This window comes from Vibrio xiamenensis (assembly GCF_900100015.1).
GTDB lineage: Bacteria > Pseudomonadota > Gammaproteobacteria > Enterobacterales > Vibrionaceae > Vibrio > Vibrio xiamenensis.
Map to the genome: position 1 here is coordinate 1 of NZ_FNDD01000030.1, position 22,752 is coordinate 22,752.

Sequence of the window (22,752 nt, forward strand, 5' to 3'; positions counted from 1 at the left end):
CTAAAATCCTAGATCGCTGGGTCGGTCACATCAGACTGGCCCTGTAATCTCTCTCTAAGGCTTATCCTGCCTAACTTCCTGCATGATGTAGTTTCTGTAATTATCGCGACGGCGTCGTCGGTCCGGTCTCTATCCGGTCTTTAGCTGTGATTTTGGCTAGATACCGAGCTGGACACGAACCCTAATGTAAATTTCCTATTTAGGTTTTCCGTCCAGTTTGCCGACGGCGGCGGCAGTAGATATATTTACCCTGTAGTCCTGACAGTTGCGACGGTCATGACAGTGCCGACAATTCTGACAGCCATGGCAGTCCCGACAGTAACCAGCTAGATTCACATCCTATTCGACTAACCCAACTCGACACCCTAACTCATACCAGATTCGCGCTGTAATCCTATGTGCCGTTGGTTTTTCCGGTTCGAGTATGAATACCAGTCCTGTGATTAGCTGCTGTTTCTGGTGCTGTGGTTGAGTGTCGCTTACTGCTGACCTAAATCACTTAAGAGATAACAGACCGATTACCACTGAGGGTAATCGGTCATCATTGATTGCTGTTTTTTCCTGACTGGCTAGTTCTGGGAGCTTTAGGATCATAGGTGTCCTTCCCGCCACTGAACTAGCTATCCATCCCATATCTATATTAATAACTGGACCTAATGGACAGAATGTTGGTTATATTTTTGTTGGTTCCAGCGCGAAGTTTTTCTGGGGTTCGGTTCTGATGTTGAGTGGTATGTATCTGCTCTGATTCGTGTTGTACAGACGAGAGAAGGTTCTGATGGTGGATATCACTCTGAGACAGGAAGTGTGACTCTGTGGTGACTACGTGGCGTGTTTCGGCTGACCGAATGGACCAGAGCTTACCGGAAGTAATCGCAGACCGGATATCGACCGGACCAGAAAAGACAAAGGCCCGTAGATTTCTCTACGAGCCTTATGCAATATGGTGGCCCCTCCCAGACTTGAACTGCGGACCAATCGATTATGAGCGAAGGTCTGACGCAATCTCACTGCACAATCAACATAGAAACCCTGCCTCGAATCACGCCTAAATCCACCAGCAAAATCACATCACCTGATTACCCGCATGATTTTACTGACGACGCCGACGGGAAATGTTGAGTGTGATTAGTACGACGACGCCGACGAGAAAATAGGGTTAAGTTTGGGTGGAAAGACAGGCACATATAATCACTCCCATGCAGTGCATTATTTTGACTAAAACAAACAAATACGGGAATAATAGGCAACCAATGTGACAATCAAAAAGTACAGAATGAATACTACGCCAACAATTGAGTTCTATTACGACTATAAAAAAACGAGAAAAGATCTTTCTAACGTTTTTAGAGCAATGGCTGATTACATAGAAGCATATGAAGTCATCGAGAAAGCTATTGTTCACAACTTAGAAATTGACGGGTATGACGGGCTCAAGATCCAATCACTCAAAGAAGGTAGTATTAAGAACGTTATTACTAGCTTTTGCCGAATGTTCTTAGCCAGCAGTTCTACAGGCTTGCTAGAAGAGTTCAGTGGGGATTCAGATGGAGATTCACCGACGTACTATAGGAATGTAGAGGAGCGTCAAAATGATAAATTTCGCAGCGACTGGGCGTCAGATGAGAGTTTTGCAGAAGCGATAAAAGCAAACCAGATCAAACAGGAAATAGCTGATGATTTTTTTGCAGGGAAGATACAAGCTATTACTGATGTAGATATTGCAGAAGCGGCAAAGAAAGTATCTCTTGGTAATTCAAGAACTAAGCGTGGTGAAACATTCTCTGTTAGTGCACACAACGATGATAGCTATGCCCCAACATCCAAAGTTAATCTCGATATGGACTTTAAGGTATCAAAGAGTGTTCATGCAATATTCAATAGCAAACTATATGAGCATAATGGTGAAGAAATTGTTCGCATCATCAAACCAGTCCAAGAGGGTGATGATAAATGGCTGGTGCGTAACCACCAAACAGCCCTACAGTATGAAGCTCCTATCTTGGATAAGAGCTTTATCAACGAATACCAGAGTAAGTTTCAGTGGTTGATATCTATGAGGGTGCACTCTCAATATGAAGTATGGCGCCATGGTAAAGAAACGAAAGTAAAAAATGCCAAGATCCATGAAGTCTATAAGCCGTATTGGGCAACTCAACATCAGAACAGGCTTTTAGATGACTAAAGTAGTCCCAAAAAAACCTCTCAATGACGAGGAGGTTTTTGCCCGAACTAATGTGCTATATACATTGTTACCTCTTGGGCTCATGGTTGCCATCAAGGTCTTGGTGATGTTTCAATCTCCAATAATGTCATGGTCACAACTTTGGCCTGGACTCTTTCAGTCAGGTGACTGGTCACTTGCTAGTGGGATGGTCTACATATCAATTTTAAGTGGAATGTCAGATGCGTCTCACGGGCGCAAACTAGATACATTAAGAGTGAATTACAGGACGTTAAAACTTCTATCGTTAATGCTAATTAACTTTGTAGTGTACTTTTGTGCATCGGTCTTTAACTCATCTCCAATTGTACCTTGGATCCAACTTGTTTTATTTATTCATGCCATATGGATGTGCTATAGGTATCAACGAGATATTTACTTAGTTAAGTCCGGATTTGGAAAATATGACAAAGATTGATCAAAAAGGGACCATCAATGGTCCCTTTTGTATTACCGCTTACTATCTGGTGTTCGCTTCACTTTTTCCCATTTGTTACCAGCCTTTGTTGTAGGTGGTGCGGGCTTATTATCAGCAATAGTCGCATAATTTTCGGTTTTACCTCCACATCATCATGGCATAGGGTAAGTAATGCAGCTCAGAGAACTCCTGGAACGTAAGGACGCTGCGCTTTTCGTCTCGAATAGCCTTAGGGTCATTACCGAGAGCAATTTCCCGTTTATGGTCATTGGCAATCTGGCGAGCTGTGTTGATGTCTAGCGCTGGATACTCGCCTAGTTGTATGGATTTCTTAGTTCCGTGCAGTGTGTACCTGAACAAGAAACGCTTCCGGCCTTGGCGGTTGACGATCATCTTAAGGCCAGAACACAACTCGTCTGTGTATCCTGTTTCCTTACTTTTGCTCGACGGCGGCGTCGGTGGTAGTGAGTCGAGTTGACGTTTATTGAATTTGAATTTTCGGGATTGCATCACTGCCTCCTTAGTCATTCTCAATGGAGAAATATTGGCGTAATTCGGTGAGTAGTGTCTTAGGCATCAGTAGATAGATACCCTTACCACTGTCCTCGACAATGCTCAGGGTCAGCACTGCTCCATAGTCCAGCTCGTCTTCGAATTCGGTTTAGGTCAGTGCTCGTTTTAGCATTTCGATATCGTCGACGACGACGGCAGATAGTTCGGATTTTGATGTGAGAAACCAGAGTTCACATTGCAGCTCATCCCATGCCTGTTGGGTTTCTGCTGCATCGTGAAATGGTTCGGTGAGTATGGATTTGATTTGTTCTTGTAAGGTGGTGGTGATTGGTAGGGTTGTGATTTGTTGAAGATTAGTAAGCTTAATCATATTGAACTCCATGATTATCAGTATCATAGAGTTAATATGTGTTCGATAAATAATATAATTCGGTTGAAATAATGCTAATATCATAGATATTAGCATTACTTTTAATTAGAAAATTTAATTAATATTTTCTTTCTATCTATATTGTAGAAATCACATAAAAGACCAATGATTGACTGCAATTCTGGCGCTAATTCTAAAGGAGATTGCAATTGCCTATCATACCCATGCTTTTCAAAGTTCATGGCTAAACTAAATAATTTTTGCATTTGCTTTGTACTACCTAAATATTCAGCAATATCGTCAGATAGTATAGAATCAAATTGGGATAAAACTTCATGTTCAATGGCACCGTAATCATGTTCTTCTTTTGCCATAAATGATTTTAACAAAGCCGTAGACATTGATATTATCTCAAGGGATTTTGCCTTTCCCTTTTCTCCGAAACGAATACCATCCGATATTAATCTCACTCTATCCGGCTGGTCTTTGTAGCTATAGTCTTTAATGGAATAATCTAATGCAATCAAAAAGAAAGAAGTATATATATATAACATCCTAATTGTTGCTTGGCTGGTAAAACCTGAAGAGCATTCTTCAAGCACTCTTTTTACCATATCTAAATAATGGTTAACCCCATCAAAATTTAGCTTCAAAAGCAAATTAGATTTTGACTGTTCGTAGCACTTTTTCCAATTTCCACCGAGTTCCCCAACAGAATATAGTTCAATCATATCTAGAAGTTCTTCTTCGGTTAATCTGTCAGAAGAATATCTCTCAGTAGAATCAAGTTTACCCATAAAGTTACCATCTAGCACAAGCACATTATGCTTAGCGCCAAACTCCCCGACATGGCTTCTTTTATCTGTAGTTGCAACTATGCACTTTTCTAAACCAAGAACATCTTGCAATCCTTTTGTCCAAAAAATTCGTTCTAAAGCTTGGGGGCGCTGTTTCATTTTCACATCTACGTTGGTCCTCTCTCTAGATATTGGAGAGGGCCTTGAGTATAGGAAAAGGTCTACATCTGTTATATCGAAACCTTTAAAATCAGCTTTGATGGAACGGACAACAAAATAGCCCAAGTTTAGAAAATATAGTCTCAGACGTTCTTCTGCCAACTCACCTTTTTTAAGATCTTGTTTAGCCATCAAAAATTACCTGTCCTCAATTGATTCAAAAGTTCTCCAACATTCCTTTTCATAGCAGCATCTTGTCTATGACGAGTCAATTGTCTATTAGACTCCGGAGAGCTGTATGATGTCACTGCGGCACTAGGAAGGGATTCAAGATAATGAGTGCTAGCATCTCCTTCATTGATAACAGTTTGCGCTAGTTTACCCACTTCTTTCTTCAGCAATTTCATTTCGCAACGAGAACCCGACACAGGTCTGACTTTTACAACCCCTTTCAATTCAAGAATCTTATAGTCTTGGCCAATAGCAGTCGCTGGGCCAATCCATTCTCCCCGAATTAATTTTGCTAAGAGTGCATTTATCATCTGAATTCTGCCACGGTTGCTAGAACTACTTTGCATTCCGTATGTAAGGGAAGTCACAAATGCTTTAGCCAAATCGAATGCGTCTTCAACAGTTGAATTTGAATACTTGTTGAAGGCCGATGGCTTTGTTACATACTCATGTTGACCACTTTCATTACCAATGGCATTCACATCGAAGATACCGATGGATTGAGCTTTTGCATACAAAGGCTCACCTAGTATTTTCCTCACCTTTGTGGCATCAATACAACCTTCTTTTGAAAGTAGATCATTGATCTCATTGATTTTTACTGATTCCTCCTGACTCATTGAATTAACTAGCGAGTGCAATTTTTTCGTGTCTTTACCTCGGAATAAGTTTCCGTTGAAGAGAAGCTTTTCGTTTGAGTATGTTTCTTCGCTATCTACCAAGCCTATACAATCGATATTGTGAAAAAGAGTATTAACCTCGTTGTTAGCGATTCTAAACGTATCACCGATGAACTCTTTGGCACTACTTTCAACCATTGGAATTTGGGAGCATTGTTCAGCCAACACAATCGAAGCTTTTTCTTTATTTTCCGGTTCTGACTCTTCGAATATTCGATAAGTGTGTTCTAGGACACTATTAGAACCCATACCTAAAACTTCGATTGCATCACTGCCTCTTGATATCAGCCTCTGTCTTTCTAATTCATCTAGTATCGAGGGCAGTTCAGTCCTGATATTAACATTAGCAGCTCTAGATAGGGCCTTTAACCTTTCTAATGACATTGTGTCTTGTTTGTCGGCAGAAATGCTAGAAAGCAAAACACCACACTTCCCAGCAAAATTAATCTGTTCAAACTCGTTATCAGCATTTTGTACAGACTTCAGTTTTTGAGAATGGCTGACAACCCAAGCTCCCTGAGTTTTATTATCCATAAGGCACCGTAATATATATAACCAAACAAATGTTGCTTGTTCCATATGATACTTATTGTATTCAGATTTAACATTTTATAGGCTACTTACTTCTATTAACTGAGCTTGATCACATTAACCCCAATCTAAAATCCTAGATCGCTGGGTCGGTCACACCAGACTGGCCCTGTAATCTCGCTCTAAGGCTTATCCTGCCTGACTTCTTGCATGATGTAGTTTCTGTAATTATCGCGTCGTCGTCGACGTCTATCACCAACAGACGATGGCGACACAAAAAGTCTTCTTTTGGCCCATTTCAATGTCGCCCTAACCAAACATGCTGTTCAGGCAGTCAAATATCCCGATAGAAGAAATGGGAAAAAATCTAGCGAACAAAATCCTATAAGTAACTTTAATTGCACTTATAATAAGTTTCCTATACAGAAACCACAAAAGTGATCTAAAGTGAACTTATATTCCTATATAAACGTTAGAAACCCAAAAGTGCACTAAAAGGAACTTATGAAAAAAGGCAAAATGGTAAAGGCACAACCTATGCCAGACTTAAATACCGAGTTTAGTATGGAAACTCTAGGTGACGCCATTAGATCGAAGCGCACCGATAGAGGTTGGCGTATCGATGACCTGGCCTCAAACGCCAATTTGTCTCGCAGGACTATCATGAAAATTGAAAAAGGCGATACCAACGTAACCTTCGCCAACGTACTGATGCTCATGGATATGTTGGGACTATCGTTACGCCTCATAGATTTAAGTCTGTTTGCTCAAACACATAAACAAACCATATCCCAAAATGAGCACAGCTTGAGAAGTGATGAGGACGGCTGGTATGAATAAGTCGCAACAGTTAGATGTGTTTATTGGTACAAAGACTAAAATTGGCCGTTTAATCCTTCCCATTGGCACAGAGACAGAGTTCTCATTCATTTACGAAGACGTTTGGAAAAGCGTTGGCTTTCCTATTTCTCCACATATCCCATTCGATGGTCAGGCTACCCCGAGAAGCATAGAAAACTATCTCAGAAATCTCCTTCCAGAAGGAGAAGCCTTTGAGGAAATGATTCAAAGCACAACCATATCCAAAAACAATACATTTGCATTGATTCATAAGATCGGTTCTGAAACATCTGGAGCGTTATCTTTTCGAGTGCCGGGCTCCGAACACTTGCAAACCAGCTTTAGGCCTGTACCTAGTGAGGAGCTAGTGGAAAGACTAGAAAGAAACCTCGCCCCATTAGTCTATTGGGATGGAAAGGTACGCCTATCGGTTGCAGGTGTTCAAAACAAACTAAATTTACTTAAGCGCGATGGTGAATGGGGATTTGGCGAAGGTACATTATGCTCGAACTACATTCTAAAATTTGAAAGTGGTAAGGCTCCATGTATCGCTGTAAATGAGTTCTTTTGCATGACACTTGCAAAGATAACAGGTCTGGATGTCGCTAACGTGGAACTTACGCGTATTGGGCAAAGCAGAACATTGATTGTAGAGCGCTTTGATCGCGACTATATCGAAGCTCGCGACGTCGTCCAGCGAAAACATATTATTGATGGGTGTCAGGCAACCGACTTACCTCCTGGTTATAAATACGAACGTCAGAACGGTGATGAAGGAGATGGCGTGTACATGCGTGACGGTGTTTCTTTTCCCCGCTTAGTCAATGTAAAAACCACAGATACCGTGAAAACGAACTTAAAACTCGCTCAATGGATGCTCTTCAATCTTGCAACTCAAAACTACGATGCTCATGGCAAAAACATCAGCTTCTTCGTCACCCCAAAAGGGCTTGAACTGACTCCCTTTTATGACTTAGTCAATATCGAGGCCATTGCACGAGAAGGTACAAAACGTAATTCAGACAATGGGAAGTTAGGTCGAGATGCCAGCATCCCACGATTTTTTGCTATGTCGATTGGAAATTGGGAAAACGAAGATTTTCAAAATCCTCCAAAAGGCAACTTCCAAAATCCAATCACAAGCTATGATTTAGCCGAATTTGGTGCCTTACTCGGTTATTCAGGAACAAGAATGGCAACTGTAATTGTAGAAACCGTTGGTGCTATAAAAAATGCGATTAACGAAGCCTTAGCACTAACCGAAGCCCAAGATATCGATGATGATGAACGTCAACACATAACTCTATGTGTATCCCTCATTAGAGAACAGTGTCAATATTTGCTAGAGCAAGCCAGTAGCGTGCCTGAGATGAGCGAACTTCTCTAGCATACATGTACTAATTCAGACTGGCAGGAGATTCTTAATCGATTGCCAACTCTGGTCTCAATATAACTACTGACTAATCAAGTTGAGCCTCCTAACAGTATCATTTATCAGGGCCAGGCGTTTAAACGGGTGCCCTATCTTACGCACCTGATTGTCTATCAAGCTTGCATATTTCCTGATGAACAGTACTATTTAGGCTACAAATGACAATTTAGATGCGACTTTTATTGTCAACAGCTAACGCTGACGCATCACCTCCTTTCCCGCGGCCAGGCTGCTCTAAAACCACTTCATCCCAACGACTGGGCTTTACACGTATCCGTGTGATTTCTCATATCAATTATTACGGACCTTACTTGTCCACCACTTTTCCTACTCAAGGCTCACACTCAATATCTTATTGTTATGGAGTCTGAAACTCTAGGGCTAGAAACACCTTCAACGAGGCGACGCCTATCGAGAACTTTCATTCTCACCCTTTGACCAGCTTACCGCTGATTTACTACATAGAAGGAATTCCCAATGACCTATTCACTCATCCGTAAAAACGCAAAAAACCGAATCCAGAAATATTTGGAGAAGGCCACTTACATTACCCTGTCTGCACGTACCAGCGCCGTTGACGACTCTGTCGTTGTGCTAGATCCACAGCAACTGGAAATATCCGATGTACATCAATTCATGGAAAAGCACTATCGCGATTTAATCGTGCGATTGCATGTTGATGATGAAGGTAATGATGAATATTTGCGAATTTCTGATGGTCCTTATTACTTTTCAGATCGTGTATATGTCCACTTCACTCCAAAGCCTATCGAGAACATCCCAACTCAGGAAGTACGCGAAGAAACAAAACCGCGTATGACATACGAGATGGTGCGCCAATATCTCGCTGATGGTTTTATCTCACCATTAAACCATGGTGCCAAAGCAACGCCGAAGATGGACGATTTGGAAAAGAATATTGAGTCGATTGTGATTGAAATGGCAGAAGCAAAAGAACTCGATGTTTTAAGAAATTCACCCATCGACAAGAAGGAGTATGACAAAGCCGCTTGGCAAGCATTGAGCCGTATCCGAAGTTATGCAACAGAGGATTATGGTTACGAAAAAGTGTTCATGATTATTAACACTGAAGCCGGCACTTCATACAAGTATCGCCACGATATTAGCTTGAAGAGCCACGATCTCCACACCCAATGGTGTTCGTACCTCGATTATTATCGAAACAACACAGCACGGATAGGAGGTCTTCTCCATTGATGACTCGTCATCAATTTTTACTACACATAAGGAACCTATGATTGAAATCTCACTACTCATCCACATAGTACTTCGGTACGTCAAAAAAGCAGTTCACTATTTCCGCTCGAAGAAAGGTAAAATCGGCGAACATCTTACCCAGCTTGGCACTGCAGCATATACAGGTTCATTTGTATTGTGCATTCAAGAAAGCAACGGTTTGACGTTTGATGTAATTAACCTATATTTTTGCGGTTTACTGGTAGCCAACCTTGGCGAACAGCTAAAGCGATAGTAGTATTACTGTATGACGTACAAAGAAGATAGGAAATAACATGACTGGAGTATTACTACTTTGCGCAGGACCTGTTGCTCTCGGTTTGTTGGCATTATATGCCCCACAAATTGAGTCTTGGTGCGACCGTAAACTAGCCACCAGCAAGAAAGGCTAACACTCTACCTTTCTTATTTCCCTGTTAGGGCATATCACTGCCCTGCTGGGTTTGATATGCCCTTTTTAAAAAGGGCCAACACCATGCAAACTAACTCTCGTGCATCCGCACACCCAACCCATCTTTTTCAACCGCTCAAACAACCGCTTTCCGAAGCGATCGTTGATAAGTTGTATCAAGACAACCCTTCGCTATCTTAGTTTCTATTCGAATGGAACGAGCATGTATTTGCCGGTACTGCAGAAGAAGCATTCGATGAAATGTACGAAGGTGTAAATATCCTACGACTAGAGGCTATTGCCAAGAAACAGGCCTGCTCTGTCACCGCGCTAGAAGCTCAAGAAATCCTTTCTTGGATTTCGGCAATCATGCAAGAACACCACAGCCGATACTTAGATTAGTCGGCTCACTGACTGGCATTTACTACATACAAGGAAAACAATATGTCATATAAACTGACCGCGTTTCACCACAGATACAGCAATATCCAGCAAGCGATTGCAGAGGATGCCCTATTCAACACAAATAATGCAATTGATGTGTTTGGTTCGGAATTTGTCTCGCTTTCCGAGATCATACAACTCAGCGATACCATTAAAATGTTGATGGCCGCATTGATTGAGGTAGAGACGAAAAACATCGGTGTGATTTGCACTACATCGCGACAAGTCGAAGTGTATGTATCACTGGAACTACTAGCGCAATGTGGAGCTCACGACAAATACGATGGTTTTACGCTTTCAGAACTCTGTGACGCATTGTTAAACTGCGATCAGGGTGAATGTGAAAGTCTTGGCTATACCTCAAAAGCGGCCATGGGTAATGACTTGACTCCCCTTTCATTTACAAAATGTTGTGAGGATATCAAGCAATATGAGTCTGAGTTTATCGATGTATTTACTGCGCCTGTTGACGCACAAACATTGGAAACTGTCTCGCTACATGCTGCAAGAGAAGTCACTCAAAAGCTAATGAGTGATACCGGGTACAACACACCTATTGTTATTCCTGATGAAAGTTTCTCTATATGGGCCGGCGATGGCTCTGGAGAATGGGTACCAGCAATGATTTTTATCCGGAACGACCAAATTTTTAACGCGTAATATCTAAAAGCCCTCCGAAATGGAGGGCTTTTTTTATACATTGCGTAGGACAAAATTAGTTCTTAATTCCTGCCGTTACTTGGATTATTGAACTCATGATACCTGCGAACATAATTCTGGTAGTCCTGTTCTCTTTTGAAATCATCTGAAGATCGTTTTGCGTTCTCACACATAATCTGGCGATCACGCTCAGTAAGAATGCGCTCAAAATACCCTTTTGAGAATCCATAAACTAGGGCGACTCCACCCCAGCCACAAAAGAAACTTAAATAAAAACCTTCAGCAAACAAAGCAAGAAATAAGAAACTAATCCCGATGGTAATACTCCATCTTGTTTCTGCGCTTATTGGCCTTTGGGGTTGTCTGCCATAGTGACTACCTTTCAATACTCTACCAAATTGACGATGGTCGATTTACTCTCACAAACTGCTTAATATCGCTCACCTTAAATGCTTTTACAGTGTCGTACACCTTTGAAATTTCCGCAGCAACTTCTATATAAGGAGCGCCAATTACTGTTAGCTTTGTTGCGGTATCGTAGGTTGGTAGTTTGGTATGGAACCTTTGATTGAATGACCAAATGCTCATGAACTCCTGTCCATCTGCCGACAAGTAATGCCCATTATCCATACGTTTAAATCCTGACGCCTTCAATTCCATAGTTACTTTTTCCTACTTTCAATCAAAATTTATGAACCTTAAGATTAGCAATTTCAATAAATAAGGAAAAATCACATGTTTATATTGTTTCAAACAACCTATAAATATGGTGATTATTTATAAGTTAGCTTGCCGAATAAGAAACATTTGATTACTATTTTTAATAATTGATAACAGAGATCTATATGTTAAATTATTTCTATTCTTTTGATACTTAGTAAACACATCAAACTTAATACACTTAATTGCATCTAACTAATATTTATCTGGAAATAAATTTTTTCTTTGCTATAAATTATATCTTTCGAACACATTATTAATTTTATTTCGATTTTTCATCGAGTGAGACATACCATGACTGAATTAGCTAAAACTCTGTTAAACCTACGTAGCCTACGTGCTTTTGCTCGTGATTTGACTCTTGAACAATTAGAAGAAGCATATTCTCGCTTTACTACCGTGATTGAAGAGCGCCGTGAAGAGCAGGAAAAAATCGACGCACAAGAAGCAGAGCGCAATAGTAAGCTTGAAGCAATCGCTAAAGATATCGCAGAACAAGGTGTCGATGTTGAAGAGCTGATTGCGGCGCTAAGCAACAAATCTACTTCTAAGAGCAAAGCTAAGCGCGAACCACGCCCTGCTAAATACAAATATACTGATGCAGATGGGGTTGAGAAGAAATGGACCGGGCAAGGCCGTACTCCTTCAGCAATTCAAACAGCGTTAGATAATGGCGCCAAAATCGACGATTTCTTGATTTAACACCATAAAGGCAGTCTAAAGACTGCCTTTTTAATACCCCAAGATCATCCTCAACTCAAAATTCTCATCGGCCTCCACCACAAACATACCACCTGAAACTTTGTATCCTGCTCAACCTTGGTTATTATTAGCCAAATTTAGTCAGTCGTTTGAACTCAAAGAAGCTTATTTTCGTTGGTCGAACGCGTTTACACTGAGGTTTTCCTTGTTCAATATTTTTTCCCCTAAGACAAATACCGATATTCTGGCTGAACTGGTCCAAGACTTACATCCAGGGCCAGTCATTATCGGAATTATTGGGGCGCCAGGTTCTGGAAAATCAGTGTTGGCAAACGAACTCGTTCAACGAGGGAATAACGCAACTTTGGTGAATGGCGCCGAACTGGATTCAATACTAAAGCATGCCGAATCACCGCAAACTTACGTCATTGACCACTTATTTGATCTAGGACTGGATACCGCAAAATTGATGATAAGTTTGGCAGAATCTAACTCTGGTAACTTGTTCGTGTTCATGTGCCAAAGCCGTTTAGATTTTACGCAAGAAGTACTCGCTGAGCTCTCCGCTGTTAAGTGGGTCAAATTCAGTAAGGGAAAATTACTACCAAACTTTTGACAGAATCATCGCACTGCATGCACGTTTTTTCTAAATCGAGCAGACCAAAGTTAGAACGTGTTAGATTACGTAATGCCCAGCTCACTTAAAAAATTACCATATAATATTATTTTTCATTTCAAACATATTGAGTTTGATCGATGTGGCGGCTAGCCAGTCACCACACCTAGATCGTCCAATCAGGGATAAAACGAATACAAACAGTAATTTTCAAGCTGTTTTACAATGCTCTGTTTCGTAGAAAGCATCAATAAAATCTCAAGCGTAACCGAACCATCGGGGTTATCAACTACATCATAGATGAATCGAATATCATCAAAAATGGCATGGCGTAGATTGAGCATGCCAAAAGGGATTAACTCTGGAATACGCGCATAAGAAAGGGGTTGTTCGCTGACTTGCCCCCGAAAGTCGTTCAATGCACTACCGATACGCTGCTTAATGTCAGCTTTATCAGTCCATTGTGACTTAAAATCAATGTATTGCCCCATAGTTTGATTAAACGTACGAGCAAAAATAATCTGTTTTACTGTTACTGCATTCATTTAGGCAAAGCCCTCTATCAATTTAGTAGTCTGACAGAAAAGCCTCAACGTCCTCGATGGTTTGTGGGTTCGTCTTAATCGACTGCTTACCCATTGCGATCAACTTCATCAATGCCATAGCTTCATCGCGTTTCACCTTATCTTCATAAGATTCCACAACGTACTTTGGCAAACCGTTTTGGGTGATCACCATCGGTTCATCAAGAGGCAATTCTGCCGCGTGTTTCTTCAAATAGCTCACCGTTTGGGTATTGGTGATAGTGTCATTTAGTTTCATATGCATAAAACCCGTCTTTCTCTTAGATAAATAACTTATTGATTTCTTTTTCTTCTTATTCAAGTCCCGTTGTAGCGTCAGTTCTATAATACCAAAACAACACAACACAACAAGACTAAATATGAACTATATTTAGTCCACATGCAAGTGCATTTTTTGAGCAATGGACTTTCCCAGTGCAAAAACGCTACCTATATCCCTGCGTATGGACAAACGGGGTAATAAGCTTAGCGTACGTTTTCGTTCCATTGGGCTTTGAACCCGACTAAGCAACAAATGGTATCAGCGATAAAAAGCAACCTTCTTTGGTATGAGCCGAACGATACCGGATCTAAATAGAGACTGGAGGACAACGCGAGAAGATAGAAAGTTCGCTAACGCCTTTGACTTGTGCAAATTATTGATTAGAATGTGGTTTGGTTTTGTGGAAACCTGCCCATCCCATCGGCGAATACCTTTCGAGGACCACTAAATAACTCTTTGCTATTTAATTACAGACAAATATTTTTTGTATATTGATAGTCACAAAATTAGGGATGGATTTTGCTGATCATAGAAATACAAGGAATCCAAAATGTCTAGTAACCTATCAAAAATCCTCAAAACGAAAATCCAAAAATCCGCTCGCCATATACAACGTGATTCTAATGTGAATTACTCCCAAGCATTAGAGCTTGCTGCGCAACAAGCGGGGTTTTCTTCTTACCACGCCCTTCAGGCCACGAAGAGAAACAATAATCATCAGTCCGATATTGTGAACCCTAACTTGGGCACCAACGGCGTCAATGATGCTTATACAAAAGCCATGGGAAACCGTGGGAAGCAACTCAACCCAAATCAAAAGCACAGTTTCGTGTTTAGCGTCGATCCTAGAGCGACAGTAAGCCAGATAACCGTCAAGAATGGTCTACGTTATCAAACGGCAACCGCCGAATTACAGGATGGCTATGTGCAAAAAATCTTTGTCGAAGGACACGGCGGAAGAATTTTAAGCAAAGAAGAGGTCGTGGCTCGAGGCTTTACTGAGTGGGATCGCCAAACTTGGCCCGTGTACCCATCACGGTGTACCGTGCACTCTCTATTTATAGAGTTTCTCAGCGACACGCCCTGGGAATACGAAGCGGCGGTTGATTTGATACGCTCATGCTTTTTCCCTTCTACAGACGAGTATTCAATCAGCTCATTTTTCTGCTCCGATATAATCTGGCTTAATGGAAAAATAAGACTGAATTGGAACTACGACTTTGAGCGTTATGAATTGCCCGATTACCATCCCGCGATTGATGGATACTGATCGCTACTGAGCATTTGAAAACGGAGCGAAGTCTCCATTCCCCTCTAACGTGGTCAGCTTGGCAATACGGAAGACACCCAAGCTGATCGGTTTCCCACATTCCTGTAGAACGAGCACTTAGACACATTTCCATTGTTACGAATTGACCTGTTTATCTTAATACCTGAATATTCAACGAAAAGAATATGGTTTGTCACCTCGATTCATAAAACCTGAGCACATTTAGGCAAAGGCGCAAACCGGCACAGAAGGGACGCAAGGTGAAAGATTTTTTATGGTTTGTTGGGGCACTACTTCTAGGCTTGTTTGTAGGATATTTTGCTTTCGTCGACTTCACCAAGCTGGAAATGGAGTCCGCTATGCTCGCGAGCTGGGTGGGGGCATTGGGTACAGTTTTGGCGGCAATCGTGACCTTTGGCACCCTCCTCTTTTTGCACTACCAACACAAACAAAACGTCCAGAAACAAAACCTCATGTGGTCGAAACAAGAAGCGGCATTAGACTTTGCACGCTATCGCGACCATCGACAGCAATTTGAACAACTGCTAGACGGGTTAGAAAAAGACTACGGTGAGTTCTACGTCTTTAGAGATCGGGCAACCCTCTACAAGTCACTCTTCCCAATGAATACCCCACGTAATGACTATTCCTTATACAAGTACAAACTGGATGTTAATGACTTAAAGGGGCATCCTCTCGAAAGTGCATACCACTGGCTTAAGGAGCATCTCAATTCTATTGACTCAGTTCAAACAGCATCAAATCAGAACGCCCCATCGCCTTCGGTATCCTCCCCCTTACGTTTATTTGATCAAAATGTCGAACAGCTCGCGGCTAGCATTAACTTACAATGCACACGACATTCCAAAGCTGGGGATATAATGATTAGTAATGTCGTGTTTGCTAATATCTTTAAGCCCACACTGATGATGGATTGTTTAGAGCCTATCTTGTATGCGATTAATGAGTTTTGTGGTCTAGAGCAGCCAACGTTGAGTGGCGGCTTCCACTCTAAAAAAGAACTAGGATTTAAGGTATACGCTGAATTTTGTCGACCGGATGCTGCCGACTTTTACAGCGCCAACAAAGGCGCGAATGACATTATCGAAGTGCTCTATCAATCGCACAAGCTGTGCGAATTACTGGATAACCAATCGACATTAGATGACTTTCTCTTCGGTGAGGTGTATTCCGAGACTAATACGAATCAACTACTCAAAAAACTCGATGACAATGAAGCGGTATCTGAATTTATGTACGATCTGCAAGATCAATTGCATGTGTTAAACCCTATCGATCAGCCAAACAATATTAGAGTTCAAATCGGGGAAGTTCGCCAAGCCATTCCAAAAAGGCTAAGAAGCTAGAAGTGTAACCGCAAGATCCCCCATCCAGAGCATGACGGCAGTAACGGTCAGCTTGGCAATACAGGTAGACACCCAAGCTGAGCGCGTTTCGCCGTTTTTCCCCTATCTAGTGGCTAACCAGCTGACGACAGACACTATATGTTGGGTTTCGCCCATCGTGCGCTTTTCCGATGCACTCGCCCCACTTTGGCTTTATACTGACTGTTTAGTTTTTTCCAAAGCTGATGGGATCGCGAAAAGATCTTTTGCGCTTAACCCCCATTGCCGCAACAATAAATCTGCCAATACGTTTAGGAGCCAAAGACAGTGAAAGGGGAATTCGAGTTTCCAACCGTGACACCGACTTATCCAGCGGCGCCTCGCGCTCAAAGCCTCACGCCCTCGATGCCACAACCCGATTGGGACTATCATTTGGCGTTTCGCCGCCAACTGTTCACCGACACGCCCGACGTGGATCTCCCCAAGTATTTGCTTGCCCCCGAAATTCGCCAACTGGCGGCACTGCCGATCAGCGAGCATCACCGCATGTTGATGCTCTCGCTGTTCAATACCGGTGCGCGCATTAATGAACTGCTCGATGTGCGCGTCAATCGCGTCTTAACGCAGCGCCATGAGCCAACGGGACGAGAATTTAGCTTTATTAAGCTGAGAACGCTAAAGCAACAGCGGCGTAACCGCAGTGGACAAGGCAAGAAAGAAGATTATCGGTTGGTGCGGCTCTACGATGAACACTTTGCGCAAGATCTACAGCGTTACATTGTCACGCATTGCAGCAACAAACAAGGCTACCTGTTTACCACCAAAGATCGCCTCAAACTGAAACAACGCAAGACCGGACAATTGCTGCCGCCGATCAGCGACCAAACCGCGCGCAACTGGTTAGCCGAGATTGAAGCGATTGGCCAAGAGCGCGGTTTGCGGCTCACCGTTCCCTTAACCCCCAAAGTTTTGCGCCATTCGTGCGCCATTCACTTAGTGCTTAACGGGTTTAACCAAGCTGCGATCCAAGCGCATCTTGGACACCGCTTTAAGCAAACCACCGAGATCTACACAAATTTACTCGCGCTCGATGCGCATAACGCGCCCAACGTGATGTTTTAGACCCGTGTGTTAACGCCAACTCTCAAGCAAATCGTGGTCGAATTCCAATTTAGACGGTTCAAATGTTTCGATCAGTTCTTCCTCAGACATCATTTTCTCACGCAGAAAAAGATGCAAGGTGATGTTGTATCCCTGCGCGATCTGTAGCCAATTCTGGCGGGTTTTGAGCTGATACTTCAACATTTCGTACCCGAGTCTGAGCGCTTTTTGAAGCGAGAGTATATCAAGGACCAGATTCTCATCATCAACATCTTGCAACGCCTTAGTCACCAAGTGAAGGAGCCCGATCATCGCAATAATATTGCGCGGCTGGGTTGCTAAATGGCGCAACTCATGAGCCGTGGCATCAAAATACGGCATGTGTTCGTCAACAAGCGATTGCGCAAAGCCCGGAGCCACGCCTGTCTTTTTTAGTGTCGTGAGAACCCCAGCGGCACACATTGCTTTTCTAACCCATCGAAACATCACTTTCCCTCTTTATGATACGTTCATCGAGTTAATGCGACCCTTTGAGCAATGGCATGGCATTAAACCTGTGTAATACCGTTTTTAACCAACACGCTTAGCTTCGCTTGTTCTTGACGAAGTGATAGAGTTGAGTCCCATAGCCTACGAGTAGTAACAGCAGTAGTCCCAAAAACATATGCTCCTGTAAATAGAAGAAAAATGCCCATGCCACCCCTGAGCAACCGATGGCAACAATGAGTAACCGTATATACTCGGTAAGCTTCCACATAATGCTATTTCTTGGTTCAAACTCAGCTGCGTTTAGGGTAAAGATTTTCCGTGGTCAGGATATGTCTTAAATTGAATGGCTTATCAAACTGACGCTGCATCTCCAAAATCTTGGACACATCAAGTCCAATCGCTCGTTGCCCAAAGCCTTCACTAATCGGAGCCAAAAACTCCTGATAGCAGGCTTGGACTTTAGCATTCGGATCACGCTTAAGGGCGGCTCTGAGTGCTTCCGTTGCCTCTTTGGTACATGCTCGTTGATTGAGGTTATAAAGATAACCTACAACGATCTTTTTGTCGCTGAACGAGAGGGAATCAAACCATTGACTTTCTGGTAAATCCACCACATTTTGAATCCCCAGATCTTCACACTCATCGTATCGAGCATCAAATTGCACCGCCGCTTGTTGACTGTTGATCGCTGTCGAGCTGCACCCTGCTAGGACGCTTAAAATGATGATGTTACTTAGTTGCTTCACTGACACCGTTACCTGTTAAAAAGCGACTTAACTCTTAAACCAAGGTAGACCTTGCGATAGACGCCATTCTTTAACGATTCTAACAATATTCTCTGGCGTTCCATCTTCTGGTTTTTCAGGGTAATAAATTAGATCTGAGCCGTCTGGATGCTCTGTTGTAGCGATAAAGTTTTCAAGTAATTCATCTTGGTATTCATCAGAACCTTCTGCGCTGATAATAATGTTCAGTAACTCCAAAAATTCGGACTCGGTATAGTCTTCTAACCTATCATGTAATCTCATCGCTTACCCTTATGAATGTTTATATGGTTTCTAGGTGTATTAACTCTTATGTTATCAACATTGTAGACATCTCCACCATGTTGAATTTCTTTGACATGATGTAATTCAAATGAACGGCGTCCACCCACCGTATCTTTGAATCTTGCTCGGGGCGCCTTACCATCTTTCATCCGCTTTATATTCGAAAGATTGAATTGGCCAGCCAATGTTGGATCTTTAGAGACCTCTTTCCAAAAAGCGCGCCTAAAATCATCAAAATTGCTGAATTCCTTACCTCTTAACTTATCAGCTATCTGAGATGGAATGAGTGTCTTGGTGAGCGCAGCGAATGCCTTTGCGTTGGGTGATTGTTCGCAGGAACGTAGAGCCGCTTTTGCTTTATCAACAGAGTAAGGATATTGGTTCAAATCGTAATCATAACCATGATAGACCGCTAAGATTGTCCAAGCGTAGCCAATGTTGACATTTCTCGGTACCCCCCGCCCATTCCCGTACATCGCCGCTAGATTGAATTGCGCGTAGCCATCTCCCTGCTCTGCCCCTTTCTGATACCAGCGAACCGCTTCCTTATCATTTTGCAGCACGCCTTCCCCGAAAGTGTACAGCACGCCTAGATTGTATTGCGCCTTGGCATCCCCCTGCTCAGCCCGTTTGGTGTAAAGATCCACATCATTGGCAACACAGCTGAATGAAAATAGTAATCCTAAAATTATTAGCGCCTTTCGTTGCATATCGTAACTCACCCTAAAGTACCTATAGACCGCCTAATAGTTACATAACCACCAATACGCTCAAGGTTTCATATCTCATTTTAATAGATGCCTTTATGAAGACGCGCTACTGGTAAGAATGTAGAGCAGCTTTTGCTTAGGCAAATTAGCGACTCTCGTTATCGCGAGAGGAACGACAGTTACGGAATAAACCGAGCGCAGCGAGAACGCCCAGCGCTATAAACGTTTCATATCACATGCATTACATAGGTAATACATAGAAGGATATTGCTAGATCCACTCTCATAGATAGTGCTAGTTACTCTTTATCCACCAAATCAAGCATTACCTTTACATCCTTCATTGTCATGTACAATCTATCTTTTAACACTAGCAATTCACTAAAGCTCATCTTTATACATTTCTTTGGAACGTTGATTTTTGTATCCATGATAGACTGACCAAATTGCTCCCAATAGTATTCTCTGATAGTAATCATCTTCTCCACTGGGCTGCTGCTAATACTCGGTGTACAAAAGGTGTCGCCGCTAGTGCACTATCTGAGAGGTTGCCAGATTCCATAACGCTCTTTATTTCAGATACAGTAAAGTGCATTTGCAATGTGCCTGTATTTATAGGCAATATCAATCTAGACGGAGGGTTACGCTTTGTTGGGTTTTAGCATACGTTATAAACGTTAACCGCGGAGCTTTTTGTACTGATTTAATGGCGGTAACTTTCTATTATCAGGCTGAACAAATTCTGGCCTTACTTCATGTTCATTGAGTCGAGCTAACTTTCTCTCTAATACAATCCAATTTCGTTCCAGTTCATCGAATCTATTTTCATACCGTTCGCTTATCATTTGGATATACTGGTCAACTTGCAATAAGGTACCGTCAGAAAATTCAAGAAGCTCATCCTGAAGCTGTTTAAGTCTATGGGGTTCTGATGCTTTTAATCGGTCACGAAAATCTTTTTTTAACTTAGTCTCATACTCTGCCAAGTCACGTTTCGCCTTATTGACGGCGTTTGAGTGTTCTTTCACTAGCTCACTGATAAGTGTTTCATATTTCAATTTCTCAGAAAAATATTGCTTAACATGTTTTTGTGAACGAATTTCAGTATACAGTTTGTTAGCGTAATTTTTTGCCCGTTCATTAATCTCTTGAGCTTTTACCTCCCAACTTCGAGAGATCATCTCAAGCTCCACAATCTGGTTATTCAGTAATTGAAGTTTATGGCTCTCAGTCGAGATGTCTTTTCGTATCGTTCTTAAGGTAGCCCCTTGGTCTTTAATAACGTCGGCATTCAATTGATACATAGACTTGCAAAATTCAGAAAGAGGATTGAAAGATAAACACTTTTTTTCTGATTTAGCGATTGCATCTCTAACAAAATCAACTTTCATAACGTCAACGTCCGCTAATAACTCTTTCGGCAATAACACTTCAATAACATTTTGTGCTTGCCTACGGAATTCGAAGATCTTCGAGTCTTCACATGGGTGCGTAACGCAAATTTCTACAACCACGCTTTCACCATCGGTGGTTATCCCTATTATATCCGGTCTTATTGAGCCCAATGTCACTTCTTGCTGTACATCACTAAAATGAAGTTCGATGTTATAGGGAGAGTTATCCAGAGACAACCACGTGAATGATAGGCGCTTATCTGCCAGTAATACTTCTTTCGCCAAAAGATGTAGTTCTGTTTCACCGGACCAATGGCAATTACATTGAGTTATGTGAGCAAAATGGTGAGCGTTACGTAGGCCTTGTTTAGCCGATAACGATCTACCGCATACGATGCATGTACATCCACAGTTTTGACCATTTTTTACATGATCAATAGATACAATATGACCATCCTGGTCAAAAGCTCTAGTCATCTTCACCAATGCATTTTCCCCACTACTTAGTATTATTCTTATTAGGCAAACCATTTACAGCATCAATGTCGCGTATTTAGGCACTTTCATCTAATTGAGCTTTGGAAGGCGTCGGACCGGAGCGTTTTACCTAAGCATTAAGCATAAAGGCGGTCGTTAGTTGTCCCTAAACGGTTGGCGGCATTAATCAAACAATGACCTTTTTCCGTTGTTTGTTTTACCGCTTCAACGTTAAACTGGTGTCTATTAAGGCCTTACCAGTTACTACCAATTATTGATATGGTAACATTGTTTTAGTATCTATCCTTATCTACTTTCAGTTGACTATGTTCACATTAATCGGATTTATTATTATCTATATAGTTTCATTAACTATAGAAAATATGTTTTTTTTGCATAAGGAAAACAAATTACTTAATAAATACGGCGATGAAGAAGTTGTAGAAAAAATAATAAAAGGATTGGTTTGGCAAGGGCAGACAGAAGAACAATTAATAGATTCAGTAGGCCGCCCAACCTTCGTTGTTCATGATTACAATGAGTCAAGCGTCAATGTAATATGGCGATATGAACATTCAAGACCGAAAACTGGTCGTTATAGAAGTTGGGGCGTTCCCTCCCCTAATTTCGATGTATTTATAGACAACGGCAAAGTGGTGAGTTGGGAAATCACAAATAAGTGAAGGCTTTCTTGAGTGAGCCGGAACATTAGTGTGCTATGTGTATGCTTGAGCGGCGTGCCATCTCGTCTTAATCGCAATTAAACGAGAGGTAGTCACTCAGTCTATTTATCGTGAAATTAAAAGCCATTTTAAGGATGATTGAGTCTGTCCCGGATTCAACTGCGAAGAGCGACACTCGCCAATATCAAACAGCCAATGCCATTTCTTCAAATACGTCTAGTAACGCTGATATATCTGGTAACCAAATGCTTGTGGCCGTAGGCTGATTTGTGGTCTACCACTGTTACTTTTAAATATGTAAGTAGTTTCCGTCACTACAATTATCAAAATCAAGTAAAGCGTTAAATGGGGCAGAGTATGGTTTTCTACCGAATTTAACTAATTGATTTATATCAGGTTATTA

The 22,752-nt window shown here is 41.8% G+C and carries 22 protein-coding genes and 4 pseudogenes; 12 read left to right on the forward strand and 14 right to left on the reverse strand.

The window, feature by feature from the left end:
• Positions 1-1,276: 1,276 nt before the first annotated feature.
• Complete coding sequence (locus BLS03_RS19540) at positions 1,277-2,185, forward strand: hypothetical protein (protein WP_143015657.1); 909 nt, start codon at positions 1,277-1,279, stop codon at positions 2,183-2,185.
• A 607-nt stretch (positions 2,186-2,792) separates the two neighbouring features.
• Here BLS03_RS19540 and BLS03_RS19550 read toward each other — a convergent pair.
• The 4 genes and pseudogenes from BLS03_RS19550 to BLS03_RS19565 form a co-directional block, all read right to left on the reverse strand.
• A pseudogene (locus BLS03_RS19550) lies at positions 2,793-3,152 on the reverse strand (Arm DNA-binding domain-containing protein); the annotation flags it as partial.
• A gap of 10 nt (positions 3,153-3,162) precedes the next feature.
• Positions 3,163-3,525 (reverse strand): annotated as a pseudogene (locus BLS03_RS19555) (hypothetical protein).
• Between the two features lie 101 nt (positions 3,526-3,626).
• On the reverse strand, positions 3,627-4,673 hold the full coding sequence (locus tag BLS03_RS19560; RefSeq protein ID WP_001118441.1) for a hypothetical protein: 1,047 nt from the start codon (positions 4,671-4,673) through the stop codon (positions 3,627-3,629).
• Positions 4,673-5,926 carry a hypothetical protein gene (locus BLS03_RS19565; RefSeq protein ID WP_226048957.1) on the reverse strand — a complete coding sequence of 418 codons (1,254 nt, stop codon included), beginning with the start codon at positions 5,924-5,926 and terminating at the stop codon, positions 4,673-4,675. The genes BLS03_RS19560 and BLS03_RS19565 overlap by 1 nt, the downstream gene beginning before the upstream one ends.
• 501 nt (positions 5,927-6,427) lie before the next feature.
• Between BLS03_RS19565 and BLS03_RS19570 the strand changes: the two genes are divergently transcribed.
• The 5 genes from BLS03_RS19570 (at position 6,428) to BLS03_RS19590 (ending at position 10,947) form a co-directional block, all read left to right on the forward strand.
• The gene (locus BLS03_RS19570) at positions 6,428-6,763 is read left to right on the forward strand and encodes a helix-turn-helix domain-containing protein (protein ID WP_093278040.1); all 336 of its coding nucleotides are present in this window, start codon (positions 6,428-6,430) and stop codon (positions 6,761-6,763) included.
• Positions 6,756-8,150: a HipA domain-containing protein gene (locus tag BLS03_RS19575; protein ID WP_176765640.1), complete on the forward strand. Its 1,395-nt coding sequence runs from the start codon at positions 6,756-6,758 to the stop codon at positions 8,148-8,150. Before BLS03_RS19570 ends, BLS03_RS19575 begins: the two co-directional genes overlap by 8 nt.
• Positions 8,151-8,672: 522 nt before the next feature.
• Complete coding sequence (locus BLS03_RS19580) at positions 8,673-9,413, forward strand: hypothetical protein (RefSeq protein ID WP_093278044.1); 741 nt, start codon at positions 8,673-8,675, stop codon at positions 9,411-9,413.
• 37 nt (positions 9,414-9,450) lie between these two features.
• Positions 9,451-9,687: a hypothetical protein gene (locus BLS03_RS19585; protein ID WP_093278046.1), complete on the forward strand. Its 237-nt coding sequence runs from the start codon at positions 9,451-9,453 to the stop codon at positions 9,685-9,687.
• Between the two features lie 600 nt (positions 9,688-10,287).
• Positions 10,288-10,947 (forward strand): hypothetical protein, encoded by a 660-nt coding sequence (locus BLS03_RS19590; protein ID WP_093278048.1) that lies wholly within the window; start codon positions 10,288-10,290, stop codon positions 10,945-10,947.
• Positions 10,948-11,009: 62 nt separating this feature from the next.
• Here the strand turns inward: BLS03_RS19590 and BLS03_RS25470 are convergent, their stop codons facing one another.
• Entirely contained in the window at positions 11,010-11,333 is a 324-nt protein-coding gene (locus BLS03_RS25470) for a hypothetical protein (protein ID WP_143015658.1), read from the reverse strand.
• A gap of 4 nt (positions 11,334-11,337) precedes the next feature.
• Positions 11,338-11,607, reverse strand: coding sequence for a hypothetical protein (locus tag BLS03_RS19595; RefSeq protein WP_093278050.1), 270 nt, complete (start codon positions 11,605-11,607; stop codon positions 11,338-11,340).
• A 354-nt stretch (positions 11,608-11,961) separates the two neighbouring features.
• On the opposite strand from BLS03_RS19595, the gene BLS03_RS19600 reads away from it, so the two are divergent.
• Entirely contained in the window at positions 11,962-12,369 is a 408-nt protein-coding gene (locus BLS03_RS19600) for an H-NS family histone-like protein (RefSeq protein ID WP_093278052.1), read from the forward strand.
• A 205-nt stretch (positions 12,370-12,574) separates the two neighbouring features.
• Positions 12,575-12,985: a nucleoside/nucleotide kinase family protein gene (locus BLS03_RS19605; RefSeq protein WP_093278055.1), complete on the forward strand. Its 411-nt coding sequence runs from the start codon at positions 12,575-12,577 to the stop codon at positions 12,983-12,985.
• A 179-nt stretch (positions 12,986-13,164) separates the two neighbouring features.
• Here BLS03_RS19605 and BLS03_RS19610 read toward each other — a convergent pair whose 3' ends face one another.
• Together BLS03_RS19610 and BLS03_RS19615 are read right to left on the reverse strand one after the other, a co-directional pair.
• The gene (locus tag BLS03_RS19610) at positions 13,165-13,530 is read right to left on the reverse strand and encodes a hypothetical protein (protein ID WP_093278057.1); all 366 of its coding nucleotides are present in this window, start codon (positions 13,528-13,530) and stop codon (positions 13,165-13,167) included.
• A 22-nt stretch (positions 13,531-13,552) separates the two neighbouring features.
• Positions 13,553-13,813, reverse strand: coding sequence for a type II toxin-antitoxin system Phd/YefM family antitoxin (locus tag BLS03_RS19615; protein ID WP_281241245.1), 261 nt, complete (start codon positions 13,811-13,813; stop codon positions 13,553-13,555).
• A gap of 568 nt (positions 13,814-14,381) precedes the next feature.
• On the opposite strand from BLS03_RS19615, the gene BLS03_RS19620 reads away from it, so the two are divergent.
• The 3 genes from BLS03_RS19620 to BLS03_RS19630 all read left to right on the forward strand — a co-directional run bounded on the left by BLS03_RS19620 (position 14,382) and on the right by BLS03_RS19630 (position 17,569).
• Complete coding sequence (locus tag BLS03_RS19620) at positions 14,382-15,101, forward strand: hypothetical protein (protein ID WP_093278059.1); 720 nt, start codon at positions 14,382-14,384, stop codon at positions 15,099-15,101.
• A gap of 260 nt (positions 15,102-15,361) precedes the next feature.
• The gene (locus tag BLS03_RS19625) at positions 15,362-16,468 is read left to right on the forward strand and encodes a hypothetical protein (protein ID WP_093278061.1); all 1,107 of its coding nucleotides are present in this window, start codon (positions 15,362-15,364) and stop codon (positions 16,466-16,468) included.
• Between the two features lie 306 nt (positions 16,469-16,774).
• Positions 16,775-17,569 (forward strand): tyrosine-type recombinase/integrase, encoded by a 795-nt coding sequence (locus BLS03_RS19630; protein WP_093278063.1) that lies wholly within the window; start codon positions 16,775-16,777, stop codon positions 17,567-17,569.
• Between the two features lie 9 nt (positions 17,570-17,578).
• Here the strand turns inward: BLS03_RS19630 and BLS03_RS19635 are convergent, their stop codons facing one another.
• The 6 genes and pseudogenes from BLS03_RS19635 to BLS03_RS19660 form a co-directional block, all read right to left on the reverse strand.
• The gene (locus BLS03_RS19635; protein ID WP_143015659.1) at positions 17,579-18,034 is read right to left on the reverse strand and encodes a hypothetical protein; all 456 of its coding nucleotides are present in this window, start codon (positions 18,032-18,034) and stop codon (positions 17,579-17,581) included.
• Between the two features lie 293 nt (positions 18,035-18,327).
• Positions 18,328-18,783, reverse strand: coding sequence for a regulator of G-protein signaling domain-containing protein (locus BLS03_RS19640; protein WP_093278067.1), 456 nt, complete (start codon positions 18,781-18,783; stop codon positions 18,328-18,330).
• Positions 18,784-18,810: 27 nt separating this feature from the next.
• On the reverse strand, positions 18,811-19,065 hold the full coding sequence (locus BLS03_RS19645; protein WP_093278069.1) for a bacteriocin immunity protein: 255 nt from the start codon (positions 19,063-19,065) through the stop codon (positions 18,811-18,813).
• Positions 19,062-19,370: pseudogene (locus BLS03_RS26230) on the reverse strand (S-type Pyocin domain-containing protein); the annotation flags it as partial. The pseudogene BLS03_RS26230 and the gene BLS03_RS19645, both read right to left, overlap by 4 nt.
• Before the next feature lie 126 nt (positions 19,371-19,496).
• Positions 19,497-19,796 (reverse strand): annotated as a pseudogene (locus tag BLS03_RS26235) (tetratricopeptide repeat protein); the annotation flags it as partial.
• A 676-nt stretch (positions 19,797-20,472) separates the two neighbouring features.
• The gene (locus tag BLS03_RS19660; RefSeq protein WP_176765641.1) at positions 20,473-21,666 is read right to left on the reverse strand and encodes a competence protein CoiA family protein; all 1,194 of its coding nucleotides are present in this window, start codon (positions 21,664-21,666) and stop codon (positions 20,473-20,475) included.
• A 326-nt stretch (positions 21,667-21,992) separates the two neighbouring features.
• On the opposite strand from BLS03_RS19660, the gene BLS03_RS19665 reads away from it, so the two are divergent.
• On the forward strand, positions 21,993-22,349 hold the full coding sequence (locus tag BLS03_RS19665; protein WP_143015660.1) for a hypothetical protein: 357 nt from the start codon (positions 21,993-21,995) through the stop codon (positions 22,347-22,349).
• The last annotated feature ends 403 nt before the right edge of the window (positions 22,350-22,752 follow it).

Bases quoted from the DNA above. Each gene is read 5' to 3' on its own strand.
- BLS03_RS19540 (WP_143015657.1), top strand. From the start codon at position 1,277: ATGAATACTACGCCAACAATTGAGTTCTATTACGACTATAAAAAAACG.
- BLS03_RS19560 (WP_001118441.1), bottom strand. From the start codon at position 4,673: ATGGCTAAACAAGATCTTAAAAAAGGTGAGTTGGCAGAAGAACGTCTG.
- BLS03_RS19565 (WP_226048957.1), bottom strand. From the start codon at position 5,926: ATGGATAATAAAACTCAGGGAGCTTGGGTTGTCAGCCATTCTCAAAAA.
- BLS03_RS19570 (WP_093278040.1), top strand. From the start codon at position 6,428: ATGAAAAAAGGCAAAATGGTAAAGGCACAACCTATGCCAGACTTAAAT.
- BLS03_RS19575 (WP_176765640.1), top strand. From the start codon at position 6,756: ATGAATAAGTCGCAACAGTTAGATGTGTTTATTGGTACAAAGACTAAA.
- BLS03_RS19580 (WP_093278044.1), top strand. From the start codon at position 8,673: ATGACCTATTCACTCATCCGTAAAAACGCAAAAAACCGAATCCAGAAA.
- BLS03_RS19585 (WP_093278046.1), top strand. From the start codon at position 9,451: ATGATTGAAATCTCACTACTCATCCACATAGTACTTCGGTACGTCAAA.
- BLS03_RS19590 (WP_093278048.1), top strand. From the start codon at position 10,288: ATGTCATATAAACTGACCGCGTTTCACCACAGATACAGCAATATCCAG.
- BLS03_RS19595 (WP_093278050.1), bottom strand. From the start codon at position 11,607: ATGGAATTGAAGGCGTCAGGATTTAAACGTATGGATAATGGGCATTAC.
- BLS03_RS19600 (WP_093278052.1), top strand. From the start codon at position 11,962: ATGACTGAATTAGCTAAAACTCTGTTAAACCTACGTAGCCTACGTGCT.
- BLS03_RS19610 (WP_093278057.1), bottom strand. From the start codon at position 13,530: ATGAATGCAGTAACAGTAAAACAGATTATTTTTGCTCGTACGTTTAAT.
- BLS03_RS19615 (WP_281241245.1), bottom strand. From the start codon at position 13,813: ATGCATATGAAACTAAATGACACTATCACCAATACCCAAACGGTGAGC.
- BLS03_RS19620 (WP_093278059.1), top strand. From the start codon at position 14,382: ATGTCTAGTAACCTATCAAAAATCCTCAAAACGAAAATCCAAAAATCC.
- BLS03_RS19635 (WP_143015659.1), bottom strand. From the start codon at position 18,034: ATGTTTCGATGGGTTAGAAAAGCAATGTGTGCCGCTGGGGTTCTCACG.
- BLS03_RS19645 (WP_093278069.1), bottom strand. From the start codon at position 19,065: ATGAGATTACATGATAGGTTAGAAGACTATACCGAGTCCGAATTTTTG.
- BLS03_RS19660 (WP_176765641.1), bottom strand. From the start codon at position 21,666: ATGACTAGAGCTTTTGACCAGGATGGTCATATTGTATCTATTGATCAT.
- BLS03_RS19665 (WP_143015660.1), top strand. From the start codon at position 21,993: ATGTTCACATTAATCGGATTTATTATTATCTATATAGTTTCATTAACT.